The organism is Sphingomonas sp. ACRSK (genome assembly GCF_022346685.1).
Taxonomy (GTDB): domain Bacteria; phylum Pseudomonadota; class Alphaproteobacteria; order Sphingomonadales; family Sphingomonadaceae; genus Sphingomonas; species Sphingomonas molluscorum.
On sequence record NZ_JAKRNR010000008.1, the window covers coordinates 18056 to 31102 of the forward strand.

Annotated in this window: 7 protein-coding genes; 6 read left to right on the plus strand and 1 reads right to left on the minus strand. The window is 66.0% G+C overall.

Annotated elements, in window-relative coordinates; genetic code table 11:
- The first annotated feature begins 11 nt into the window (after positions 1–11).
- Both rplJ and rplL read left to right on the plus strand, forming a co-directional pair.
- Positions 12–533, plus strand: a complete 522-nt coding sequence (gene rplJ / locus MHZ35_RS06085) for a 50S ribosomal protein L10 (protein ID WP_129340033.1) — start codon at positions 12–14, stop codon at positions 531–533.
- Between the two features lie 54 nt (positions 534–587).
- Positions 588–968 (plus strand): 50S ribosomal protein L7/L12, encoded by a 381-nt coding sequence (gene rplL / locus MHZ35_RS06090; RefSeq protein ID WP_239434801.1) that lies wholly within the window; start codon positions 588–590, stop codon positions 966–968.
- A gap of 342 nt (positions 969–1310) precedes the next feature.
- On the opposite strand, the gene MHZ35_RS06095 is transcribed toward rplL, so the two are convergent.
- Entirely contained in the window at positions 1311–2636 is a 1326-nt protein-coding gene (locus tag MHZ35_RS06095; protein ID WP_239434802.1) for a hypothetical protein, read from the minus strand.
- 363 nt (positions 2637–2999) lie between these two features.
- On the opposite strand from MHZ35_RS06095, the gene rpoB reads away from it, so the two are divergent.
- The 4 genes from rpoB to MHZ35_RS06115 all read left to right on the plus strand — a co-directional run bounded on the left by rpoB (position 3000) and on the right by MHZ35_RS06115 (position 12992).
- Complete coding sequence (gene rpoB, locus MHZ35_RS06100; protein ID WP_239434803.1) at positions 3000–7145, plus strand: DNA-directed RNA polymerase subunit beta; 4146 nt, start codon at positions 3000–3002, stop codon at positions 7143–7145.
- A gap of 73 nt (positions 7146–7218) precedes the next feature.
- Positions 7219–11484, plus strand: a complete 4266-nt coding sequence (gene rpoC, locus MHZ35_RS06105) for a DNA-directed RNA polymerase subunit beta' (RefSeq protein WP_239434804.1) — start codon at positions 7219–7221, stop codon at positions 11482–11484.
- Positions 11485–11729: 245 nt separating this feature from the next.
- A complete protein-coding gene (locus MHZ35_RS06110; RefSeq protein ID WP_239434805.1) occupies positions 11730–12518 on the plus strand; it encodes a TorF family putative porin in 789 nt (262 codons plus the stop codon).
- Between the two features lie 63 nt (positions 12519–12581).
- Positions 12582–12992 (plus strand): low affinity iron permease family protein, encoded by a 411-nt coding sequence (locus tag MHZ35_RS06115; RefSeq protein ID WP_239434881.1) that lies wholly within the window; start codon positions 12582–12584, stop codon positions 12990–12992.
- The last annotated feature ends 55 nt before the right edge of the window (positions 12993–13047 follow it).

Consider the following 13047-nt stretch of genomic DNA (forward strand, 5'->3'; position numbering starts at 1 on the left):
AGGAGAACGGCATGGATCGCGCTCAAAAGAGTGAGCTGGTATCCGAGCTGAACCGCACCTTCAACGAGGTCGGCGTGGTGGTCATCACCCGCAACCTCGGGATGACCGTCGCCCAGTCGACGGCACTCCGCACGAAGATGCGCGAAGCCGGCGCCAGCTACAAGGTCGCGAAGAACCGCCTTGCCAAGATCGCAGCGGAAGGCACCGATTACTCGGTTATCGCCGACCTGCTGACCGGGCCGACCGCGCTTGCGACGTCTGCCGATCCCGTGGCTGCTGCCCGGGTCGTCAACGACTTCGCCAAGACCACGGACAAGCTCGAGATCGTCGGCGGGGCGATGGGCGGCCAGCTTCTCGATGCCGAAGGCGTGAAGGCTCTTGCCGCACTGCCGTCGCTCGACGAGCTGCGTGCGAAGATCGTGGGGCTCATCGTGGCACCTGCGACCAAGCTCGCGACCATCACCCAGGCACCGGCGGCGCAGATCGCCCGCGTGCTTGCGGCGCATGCGGAGAAGGAACAGGAGGCCGCCTGATCGGCGCCCCTGCCCTGACTATCAACCCGAACTACCTGATTTTGGAGATTACACATGGCTGACCTGAACGCGATCGTCGACCAGCTGAGCGAACTGACTGTCCTCGAGGCTGCTGAGCTCTCGAAGCTGCTCGAAGAGAAGTGGGGCGTTTCGGCCGCTGCTGCGGTTGCGGCTGCTCCGGCTGCCGGCGGCGCTGCTGGCGGCGCTGCTGCTGTCGAAGAGAAGACCGAGTTCGACGTGATCCTCACCGGCGACGGTGGCAAGAAGATCAACGTCATCAAGGAAGTCCGCGCGATCACCGGCCTGGGCCTGACCGAAGCGAAGGCTCTCGTCGAGGGCGCGCCGAAGCCGGTCAAGGAAGGCGTCGCCAAGGACGAAGCCGACAAGATCAAGGCGCAGCTGGAAGGCGCCGGCGCGACCGTCGAGGTCAAGTAAGCGGCGCCCGGCTTCGGCCGGGCGGCACTTGCCGACAAGAAGAGGGGCGGCTCCGACCAGGAGCCGCCCCTTTTTCGTGCTTGAAGGCGCCGGATGCGGGTCGCCGCTCCGACCGACGCAGACACGGTCCTGCGCCTTGCCGTGCAAACGCGCCTGAGAGTTCAGGCAGGTGCCCCATACCGGGGTTCGTGCGCTTCTGCCTAAGGCCGGTCGAGTACAGCCGCTTGGCCCGTGGGCCCCTGCCTGCACAGGAGCACGATGTTCTCGGAAGCCCCAGCTTCCGCCGGCGATGTCACGGCCCCGCCCGCCTCCTGGAAGAGGCTAGGCGAGGCTGTGCCTCCCTCAGTCCCGACGAACCTCACCGTGGAGCCGCGCCTCGAGCCGATCGACCATCCGGTCGCCACGGTCGAGAAACACCGGTGCCAGCTTGTCGCTGCCCTGGATCTGACGGCCGACCACAAAGGCGACGCGGGTGCGTGCCTCGCGTCCGTCGGACCAACGGTAGCGCGCGTCGATCGCCATCACCGGCACGAAGAAGCGGCGCTCGCCGGCGCTCAACACCGGCAGGTTGTCGAGCGGCAACGACACGGTCGCTTCGACCTTGCGCGCCTCCCCTGCCGCCACCGGGAACGGCTGGAGCTGCGCATGGACCGGCAGTTCCGCGAAGAAGCGTTCGATCTCGGCATCCTGCTGCGGGCTGGCGCCGAACAGGCCTGCGGCAAAGCGCAGCTCGGGCACAGCCATGTCGGTCGGATTGCTGGCTCCGAGTTCGAAGCGAACCACCGCCGTGTCGCCGTCGGTGCCCATCGCCATTGGCAGGAAAGTGAAGTCGAGCGGCGCCCGCTCTGTCGCCGGCGCTGGAGCCGGGGCGGGCGTGGCGGGCGGCGTGCGGAACGCGGTCGACACGACCAGGCCCTCTGGTTCCGGCATCGGACGCGTCAGGAAGCTCGGGCCTTCCGGCTCGGATGCCTGGGGCGGAGCAGCAGGCGTCGGCGCAGGGCCGGGCACCGCGCGGTTCAGAAAGCGCGGCTGTGCAGGTGTCGCGGGTTCCACCGGAGCGACAGGCTCCGGTGCGGCCGCCACGCGCGGTGCCACGATCGAGGCAGGCTCGGCCGCCACTTCGGCAACCTCGTCTGAGGTTTCTTCGGGCTTGCGGCGGCGCCAGAACAGCAGCGCGGCTAGTGCGGCGACCAGCCCTGCCGCGAGCAGCATCCACAACAGCGAACTGCGCGACTCCCCTGCGGGCTCGGGTGTCGACGGCGGCAGGTCGGTTGCGACTGATGGCTCCGGTGCCGGTTCGGCCTCGGGCTCGGGCTGAGCCACCGGCGTCGGCTCGGGCGTCGGCGCGGTTTCCGGAATTGGTTCAGCCGTTGGCGCCACTTCGGGAGTCGGCGAAGGAGTCGCCTGCGGTCGTGGCGCCGCGACCGGTGCTGGCGCGGGCGTCGCCGTCGACTGCGGGCGCGCGGTCCGGCGCGGGGTGGGCGTCGGCCTGGGCTCAGCTTCCGGACCCGACGGCGTCACTTCCGGCGGCTCGACCGCTGGCGGTGTCACACTGTTGCCGGGCGGCAGCGTCCAGGGAAGCGGCACCGGTCCTGGCGCCGCATCCTGCGCGGCGGCGGCCAGAGGCAGGAGAAGAACGGTGGTGGCAGCGATGGCGCGAATGGTCATGCGTTCCGCCAACGCCGATCCGCGTCCGCGCCGCCAGCACCCATCAGGCCCCGGTGCGCCGGACCGTGGCAATGCTGCGCCAGGCCGAACCACGCCCCTCGGCTCGGGATCAAGCGACGCCCTCACGCAACGTTCGCGTTTCCTTGACTGTTTCCGACCCCTCCCCTATATCCCGGCTCTGCCTCACGATCGGGAAATGATGCGTCGTCGCGCAACGCATTGGACGAATGGATCGGCCGAGGTCTTTCGAGACGCCCCGAAGCTGCGATCCCATCAGGGATGACGCGGCTTTTTGCGTCTCGTTCGCGCATCTGCCCGGGGCTCCCGGGCTTGAAATTTGACCAAGCGAGGCGACCTACTCCCATGGCGACCAAGGCAATCGAGAACGGCACCGCGAAGCGCCGTATCCGCAAGGTGTTCGGCGACATCCACGAAGTGGTGCAGATGCCGAACCTGATCGAGGTTCAGCGCGAATCCTACGAGCAGTTCCTGCGGAGCGATCCGTCGACGGGCTATGTCTCGGGCCTGGAAAAGACGCTGCGCAGCGTCTTCCCGATCCGCGACTTCGCCGGCACCGCCGAACTCGACTTCGTGACCTACGAGCTTGAGGATCCGAAGTTCGACGTCGAAGAGTGCCGCCAGCGCGGCATCACCTATGCGGCGCCGATGCGCGTCACGCTGCGCCTGATCGTGTTCGAGGTCGATCCCGATACGGAAGCCCGTTCGGTTCTCGATATCAAGGAGCAGGACGTCTACATGGGCGACATGCCGCTCATGACCGAGAACGGCACCTTCTTCATCAACGGTACCGAGCGCGTCATCGTCTCGCAGATGCACCGCTCGCCGGGCGTGCTGTTCGACCATGACCGCGGCAAGACCCACGCGTCTGGCAAGTACCTCTTCGCGGCGCGCGTGATCCCGTACCGCGGCTCGTGGCTCGACTTCGAGTTCGACGCCAAGGACATCGTCAACGTCCGTATCGACCGCAAGCGCAAGCTGCCGGTCACCAGCCTGCTGTACGCGCTGGGCCTGAACTCGGAAGAGATCCTCAACCACTTCTACAACACCGTCACCTTCGTGCGCGGTGAGGGTGGCTGGCAGATCCCGTACGCCGCCGAGAACTGGCGCGGCCAGAAGCCGGCGTTCGACATCGTCGACGCGAAGTCCGGCGAGGTCATCTTCCCGGCCGGCCAGAAGATCAGCCCGCGTGCCGCCAACAAGGCCGGCAAGGACGGTCTCACCGACCTGCTGATCCCGACCGAGGAAATCTACGGCCGCTACAGCGCCTATGACCTGATCGACGAGACGACGGGCCGCATCTACATCGAGGCAGGCGACGAGGTTTCGGCCGAGAACCTCGAGCTGCTGGACAAGGCCGGCATTGATCGCATCGAGCTGCTCGACATCGATCACGTGACCACCGGTCCGTGGATCCGCAACACGCTCAAGGCCGACAAGGCCGAGGAGCGCGAGCAGGCGCTGTCCGACATCTATCGCGTGATGCGCCCCGGCGAGCCGCCGACGCTGGAGACCGCGGAGTCGCTGTTCGGCGGCCTGTTCTTCGATCCCGAGCGCTATGACCTCTCGGCCGTCGGCCGCGTGAAGCTCAACATGCGCCTGGACCTCGACGCCGAGGACACGGTCACGACGCTGCGCACCGAGGACATCCTCGCGGTCGTGAAGACCTTGGTCGACCTGAAGGACGGCAAGGGCGAAGTCGACGACATCGACAACCTGGGCAACCGTCGCGTGCGTTCGGTGGGCGAGCTGCTGGAGAACCAGTATCGCGTCGGCCTGCTGCGCATGGAGCGTGCGGTCAAGGAGCGCATGAGCTCGGTCGACGTCTCGACCGTGATGCCGAACGACCTGATCAACGCGAAGCCCGCGGTCGCCGCGGTGCGCGAGTTCTTCGGTTCGTCGCAGCTGTCGCAGTTCATGGACCAGACCAACCCGCTCTCCGAAGTGACGCACAAGCGTCGCGTCTCGGCGCTCGGGCCGGGCGGTCTGACGCGTGAGCGCGCGGGCTTCGAAGTCCGCGACGTTCACCCGACCCACTATGGCCGTATCTGCCCGATCGAAACGCCGGAAGGCCCGAACATCGGCCTGATCAACTCGCTGGCGTCGTTCTCGCGCGTCAACAAGTACGGCTTCATCGAGACGCCGTACCGGAAGGTCATCGACGGCAAGGTCAGCGACGAAGTCGTTTACCTGTCGGCGATGGAAGAGCAGAAGCACACCGTCGCGCAGGCGAACGCCGAGCTCGATGCCGAGGGTCGCTTTGTCGAGGACCTGATTTCCGCGCGTCAGGCAGGCGAGTTCCTGATGGCGATGCGCGATCAGATCACCCTGATGGACGTCAGCCCCAAGCAGCTGGTGTCGGTCGCGGCCTCGCTCATTCCGTTCCTGGAGAACGATGACGCGAACCGCGCGCTCATGGGCTCGAACATGCAGCGCCAGGCGGTGCCGCTGGTCCAGGCCGAGGCTCCGTTCGTGGGCACCGGCATGGAAGAGACCGTAGCCCGGGATTCCGGCGCCGCGATCTCGGCCAAGCGTGCAGGCGTCGTCGACCAGGTCGACGCGACCCGTATCGTGATCCGTGCGACCGGTGACGTCGATGCGAACGAAAGCGGCGTGGACATCTACACGCTGATGAAGTTCCAGCGCTCGAACCAGTCGACCTGCATCAACCAGCGTCCGCTGGTGAAGGTGGGCGACGTGGTGAAGGCGGGCGACGTGCTTGCCGACGGTCCGTCGACTGAGTTCGGCGAGCTGGCGCTGGGCCGCAACGCGCTCGTCGCGTTCATGCCCTGGAACGGCTACAACTACGAGGACTCGATCCTCATCTCCGAGCGGATCGTGAAGGACGACGTGTTCACGTCGATCCACATCGACGAGTTCGAGGTGATGGCCCGCGACACCAAGCTCGGGCCCGAGGACATCACCCGCGACATCCCGAACGTCGGCGAGGAAGCGCTGCGCAACCTCGACGAGGCGGGCATCGTGTACGTGGGTGCCGAGGTTGAGCCGGGTGACATCCTGGTCGGCAAGATCACGCCGAAGGGCGAGAGCCCGATGACGCCGGAGGAAAAGCTCCTGCGCGCCATCTTCGGTGAAAAGGCCTCCGACGTCCGCGACACCTCGCTGCGTCTGCCGCCGGGCGTTGCCGGCACGATCGTAGACGTCCGCGTCTTCAATCGTCACGGCATCGACAAGGACGAGCGCGCGATGGCGATCGAGCGCGAGGAAATCGAGCGCCTGAAGAAGGACTCGGACGACGAGCGCACGATCCTCAACCGGGCGACCTGGAGCCGCCTGCGCGAGATGCTGCTCGACCAGACCGCCACCGCGGCGCCCAAGGGCGTCAAGAAGGGCGTGGTGATCGACAGCGACGTGCTCGACAGCGTCGACCGTCACGAGTGGTGGAAGTTCGCGGTTGCGGACGACACCGTCCAGTCGAACCTGGAAGCCGTGAAGGCCCAGTACGACGAGGCTGCCCGCAAGATCCGCGAGAAGTTCGAGGATCGCCGCGAGAAGCTGGAGCGTGGCGACGAGCTGCCGCCGGGCGTGCTCAAGATGGTCAAGGTCTTCGTCGCGGTGAAGCGCAAGCTGCAGCCGGGCGACAAGATGGCCGGCCGTCACGGCAACAAGGGCGTCATCTCGCGCATCCTGCCGCAGGAGGACATGCCGTTCCTGGAAGACGGCACCCCCGTCGACCTGGTGCTCAACCCGCTGGGCGTGCCGTCGCGCATGAACGTCGGGCAGATCTTCGAGACCCATCTGGGCATGGCCGCGCGCGGTCTTGGCCGGCAGGTCACCGAGGCGCTGGAGCAGTGGCGTGAGGCCAATCCGAACCCGTCGATCGGCGCGATGCCGGACGCGGTGAAGGATCGCCTCAAGACCATCTACGGCGAGCAGTACCACGACGAGATCGACGCCCGCGACGGCGAGGAGATCGTCGAGCTGGCGCAGAACCTGAAGAACGGCGTGCCGATGGCGACGCCGGTGTTCGACGGCGCCCGCGAAGCGGACGTGTCGCGGATGCTGGAGATGGCCGGGCTGGATCCGTCGGGTCAGGTGACGCTCTACGACGGGCGCACCGGCGACGCGTTCGACCGCAAGGTGACCGTGGGCTACATCTACATGCTGAAGCTCCACCACCTGGTCGACGACAAGATCCACGCGCGTTCGATCGGGCCGTACAGCCTCGTCACCCAGCAGCCGCTGGGCGGCAAGGCGCAGTTCGGCGGCCAGCGCTTCGGCGAAATGGAGGTCTGGGCGCTGCAGGCGTACGGTGCTGCGTACACGCTGCAGGAAATGCTGACGGTGAAGTCCGACGACGTGGTCGGCCGCACCAAGGTCTACGAAGCGATCGTCAAGGGCGACGACACCTTCGAGGCCGGCATCCCGGAGAGCTTCAACGTGCTCGTCAAGGAAATGCGTTCGCTGGGCCTCAACGTCGAGCTCAAGGCACTCGAGGAAGACGACGGTCTGGCCGAGGCGGCGGAATAAGGGAGCTGGGGCGCCGCGCAGGCGGTGCCCCTCCCCGTTTCGCCCGGAGTTTTGCCCCTAGAGGGAATACGACATGAACGAACTGACCAACTTCGCGAATCCGGTCCAGAAGCCGGAGACCTTCGACCAGATCCAGATTGGCATCGCCTCCCCCGAGCGCATCCGTTCCTGGTCGTTCGGCGAGATCAAGAAGCCCGAGACGATCAACTATCGCACGTTCAAGCCCGAGCGCGACGGCCTGTTCTGCGCGCGCATCTTCGGTCCGATCAAGGACTATGAGTGCCTGTGCGGCAAGTACAAGCGCATGAAGTACAAGGGCATCGTCTGCGAGAAGTGCGGTGTCGAAGTCACCGTCTCGAAGGTTCGCCGTGAGCGCATGGGCCACATCGAGCTGGCCGCACCTGTCGCGCACATCTGGTTCCTGAAGTCGCTGCCGTCGCGCATCGGCCTCTTGCTCGACATGCAGCTCAAGCAGCTTGAGCGCGTGCTCTACTTCGAGAGCTACATCGTGATCGAGCCGGGCCTCACCAGCCTGGAGAAGTATCAGCTCCTCACCGAGGACGAGCTGCTCGAGGCGCAGGACCAGTTCGGCGAGGACGCCTTCTCCGCCGGCATCGGCGCCGAAGCGGTCAAGACGATGCTGATGGAGCTCGACCTGGAAGGTGAGCGCAAGGAGCTTCTCGAAGAGCTCGCCGTCACCAAGTCCGAGCTGAAGCCCAAGAAGATCATCAAGCGGCTGAAGGTCGTCGAGAGCTTCATCGACTCGGGCAACCGCCCCGAGTGGATGATCCTGGACGTCGTTCCGGTCATCCCGCCCGAGCTGCGCCCGCTGGTGCCGCTGGACGGCGGCCGCTTCGCGACCTCGGATCTAAACGATCTGTATCGCCGCGTGATCAACCGTAACAACCGCCTCAAGCGGCTGATGGAGCTGCGTGCGCCGGACATCATCGTCCGCAACGAAAAGCGCATGCTGCAGGAAGCCGTCGACGCACTGTTCGACAACGGCCGCCGCGGTCGCACGATCACGGGCGCCAACAAGCGTCCGCTGAAGTCGCTGTCTGACATGCTCAAGGGCAAGCAGGGCCGTTTCCGTCAGAACCTGCTCGGCAAGCGCGTCGACTATTCGGGCCGTTCGGTCATCGTGACCGGTCCGGAGCTCAAGCTGCACCAGTGCGGCCTGCCCAAGAAGATGGCGCTCGAGCTATTCAAGCCGTTCATCTACGCGCGCCTCGATGCGAAGGGTCTGTCGATGACCCTGAAGCAGGCGAAGAAGTGGGTCGAGAAGGAGCGCAAGGAAGTCTGGGACATCCTGGACGAGGTGATCCGCGAGCATCCCGTGATGCTCAACCGCGCGCCGACGCTCCACCGTCTCGGTATCCAGGCGTTCGAGCCGGTGCTGATCGAGGGCAAGGCAATCCAGCTCCACCCGCTGGTCTGCTCGGCGTTCAACGCCGACTTCGACGGCGACCAGATGGCCGTGCACGTCCCGCTGTCGCTGGAAGCGCAGCTGGAAGCGCGCGTCCTGATGATGTCGACCAACAACATCCTGAGCCCCGCAAACGGCAAGCCGATCATCGTGCCGTCGCAGGACATGGTCCTCGGCCTCTACTACATCTCCATGGAGAAGCAGGGCGAGCCGGGCGAAGGCATGATGCTGTCCGACATGGCGGAGGTGCACCAGGCACTCAACGCCGGCGCCGTCACGCTGCACACCAAGATCATCAGCCGCGTTCCGCAGACGGACGAGGACGGCAACACCTACATGAAGCGCGTCGAGACGACGCCGGGCCGCATGCTGCTCGGCGAGACGCTGCCGAAGAGCCACAAGGTGCCGTTCGAAACCGTCAACCGCCTTCTCACCAAGAAGGACGTGGGCGACGTGATCGACGAGGTCTATCGTCACACCGGCCAGAAGGAGACGGTGCTGTTCGCCGACGCCATCATGGCGCTGGGCTTCCGCAACGCGTTCAAGGCCGGCATCTCCTTCGGCAAGGATGACATGATCATCCCGGCCGCCAAGGAAGGCATGGTCGACGAGACGCGTGCGCTCGTGAAGGATTACGAGCAGCAGTATCAGGACGGCCTGATCACGCAGCAGGAGAAGTACAACAAGGTGATCGACGCCTGGAGCCGCTGCGGCGACCAGGTGGCGGCGGCCATGATGGACGAGATCAAGGCGGTGAAGCGCGACGAGAACGGTCGCGAAAAGCCGGTCAACGCGATCTACATGATGGCGCACTCGGGTGCTCGTGGTTCGGCAGCGCAGATCAAGCAGCTGGCGGGCATGCGCGGCCTGATGGCCAAGCCGTCGGGCGAGATCATCGAGACGCCGATCATCTCGAACTTCAAGGAAGGCCTGACCGTCCTTGAGTACTTCAACTCAACCCACGGCGCTCGTAAGGGCCTCGCGGATACCGCACTGAAGACCGCCAACTCGGGTTACCTGACCCGCCGCCTCGTCGATGTGTCGCAGGACTGCGTCATCATGGAAGAGGATTGCGGTACCGAGCGTGCGCTCGAGATGAAGGCGATCGTTCAGGGCGGTTCGACCATCGCGTCGCTCGGCGAGCGCATCCTGGGCCGCACCACGGCCGAGGACGTGATCGACACCAAGACCGGCGAGGTCGTCATCCCTTCGGGCACGCTGCTCGACGAGGCGATGATCACGCAGATCGAGGCGCTGAACGTACCGGGCATGAAGATCCGCAGCCCGCTCGTCTGTGAGGCCAAGATCGGCGTGTGCGGCAAGTGCTACGGGCGTGACCTCGCCCGCGGTACGCCGGTGAACATCGGTGAAGCCGTCGGCGTCATCGCGGCGCAGTCGATCGGTGAGCCGGGCACGCAGCTGACCATGCGTACCTTCCACATCGGTGGTGCGGCACAGCTCAACGAGCAGTCGAACCTGGAAGCGCCGGTCGACGGCAAGGTCGAATACCGCGACCTGCGCGTCATCATGGACCAGCGTGGCCGCCGCGTGGTGCTCAGCCGCTCGGGCGAGATGGCGATCGTCGACATGGACGGTCGTGAGCTCTCGGTGGATCGCATCCCGTACGGTGCTTATGTGCTGTGCGACGATGGCCACATCATCAGCGCGGGCGACCGCATGGCGGAGTGGGATCCGTTCACCATGCCGGTGATCACCGAGAATCCGGGTACCGTGAAGTACCAGGACCTGATCGACGGCAAGACCCTGACCGAGCAGGCCGACGAAGCGACGGGCATCACCCAGCGCGTCGTCACCGAATATCGCGGCAAGTCGAAGGAGGATCTGCGTCCTCGCCTGACCCTGCTCGACGAGAATTCGGGCGAGGCCGGCCGCTACATGCTGGCGCCGGGCGCGACGCTCTCGGTCGAGGATGGTGCGCAGGTCCAGGGCGGCGACGTTCTGGCTCGTGTCAGCCGCGAGGCTGCCAAGACCCGCGACATCACCGGTGGTCTGCCGCGCGTCGCCGAGCTGTTCGAGGCACGCAAGCCGAAGGAGAATGCGATCATCGCAAAGGTCTCCGGCCGCGTCGTGTTCGGCAAGGACTATAAGGCGAAGCGCAAGATCGGCATCCAGCCGGAGGACGGCGGCGAGGTCGTCGAGTATCTGGTGCCGAAGTCGAAGGTGATCGACGTTCAGGAAGGCGACTACGTTAAGCGTGGCGACAACCTGATCGGCGGCAGCCCGGATCCGCACGACATTCTGGAAGTGCTCGGCATCGAGCCGCTGGCAGAATATCTCGTGTCGGAAATCCAGGAAGTCTATCGACTGCAGGGCGTGAAGATCAACGACAAGCACATCGAGGTGATCGTTCGCCAGATGCTGCAGAAGGTCGAGATCACCGACGGTGGCGACACCACCCTGCTGGCGGGCGAGCAGCTCGACCGCGACGAGATGGACGAAGCCAATGCCAAGCTGGCCCCGGGCCAGCAGCCGGCACAGGGCAAGCCCATCCTGCTGGGCATCACCAAGGCGTCGCTGCAGACCCGCAGCTTCATCTCGGCCGCCTCGTTCCAGGAAACGACCCGTGTGCTCACCGAGGCTTCGGTGCAGGGCAAGATCGACTCGCTGAACGGCCTGAAGGAGAACGTGATCGTCGGCCGGCTCATCCCGGCGGGTACCGGTGCGGGCATGAACCGCCTGCGCGTGGCGGCGACCAGCCGCGACGTGGCGCTCCGCGCACAGCAGCGGGCGCTCCAGGCCGCTCTCATCGCGCCGAACAGCGCCGAGGAAGAGCATGAGGCCGAGCATGCGCGTTCTGTCCGCGACGATCAGGGCACGAGCGACGCCCTCGCCTCGGTCACCCCGAGCGGTCACGGCACCGACGAGGATGCCGGCGAGTATCTGAACGACTGATCGCCGCGATCAGCCTGAACAACGAAGCCGCCGTCCGGGAGACCGGGCGGCGGTTTTGTTTTGGGAATGATCCAGCGCTCCGCGCCGACAGGTGCGTCGCAGCCGATGAGGGTCACCGCTCGGGGTGGCGCGACGCTGGGTGCATCGCTATCGCAGCCATGTCGAGGCAGGCCTGCCGAGCCTCCGCACCCAGCTGCTCGCGTTTGCCGAACGCGATCGCACCACCCAATCTTCGGAGATCGTCGATGCGCACGCGCTGTTCCGCCCCGGGAGCCAAGTCCCGCCTGTTTCTTCTGGTCGGCAGCGCCCTTCTCTCCGTTGCCGCCGCCCTGCCCGCCCGTGCCCAGAGCGAAACGGAGCGCTCAACCCTTTCCGTGGAACTCACCACCGACGATCGCGAGCGGGGAATCAGCTGGAGCGACGGCGACGTCAGCCTGCGGGGCACGGCGACCATCCCGCTTGGGGGCCAGGGCTTCTCGGTCACGGGTTCGGTCGCGACGCTGAACGACAGCCCGCGCCACGGCGGCGCTGCGGTGGGGATCGATCTCGCCGCCAGCTACGCACAATATCTGGGACCGGTCCGCGTGGACGGTGGGGTCACCGGCCACTTCTTCCCGGGCAGCGACCGCGCGCTCAGCTATCTCGAGCTCGGCGGCGGCGCCGGCTTTGCGCTGGGTCCCGTGCAGCTCGACGGCTTTGCACGCTATGCGCCGAAGCAGTCGGCGATCGGGGGCGACAATTTCTACATCGGCGCGGAAGGGCGCATGGGCATCCCCGTGACGCCGTTCACGGTGATCGCGGGGATCGGCCGCAGCTCCGGGAACGTCGACAACACGCTGCGCGCTGCGCGCCTGCGGCCGGGCGGCAACTACATGGACTGGCGCCTGGGCGTGGAGCATGTCACCGGCCCGTTGGTGATCGGCATCGACTATGTCGATACCGACATCTCCGACCGGGCGATCGTCGACTCTCCCTATGCGGATGGCAGCAACGCGGACAGCCGGTTGCTGGCGCGGGTCGGACTCAACTTCTGATGCTATGACCAAGGCGCGGCGCTGCTTGCTTTCGCGGCAGTTCGCGCCTTGGGTACGCGCATGCTGGACAACATCTTCACTGCCATATCCACCCGCATCGCAACTGCTGCCGGACAGCCGCTGACGTTCGTGCTCGCGCTCGTAACGATCCTCGCTTGGGGGGTCAGTGGGCCGATCTTCGGCTATTCCGACACGTGGCAGCTGGTGATCAACACCGCGACCACCATCGTTACCTTCCTGATGGTGTTCCTGATCCAGAACTCCCAGAACCGGGACGGAGCGGCGATGCAGGCGAAGCTCGACGAGCTCATCCGCGCCCTCGACGCGGCTCGCGGCGAGTTCATCGGCATCGAGCATCTGACGGACCGGCAGATCGAGCAGATCCGGGCTGCGCTGGAGCAGGAGGCCGGCCATGAGCCGGGCAAGATCGGCACCGTCGACGACAGCGTGGAGACGCTGCTCAAGCGTCGCTAAGACGCCACCGCGAGCGAGTATGGCGCTGCCGATCGCGCCCGTTTCCGCCACCGGC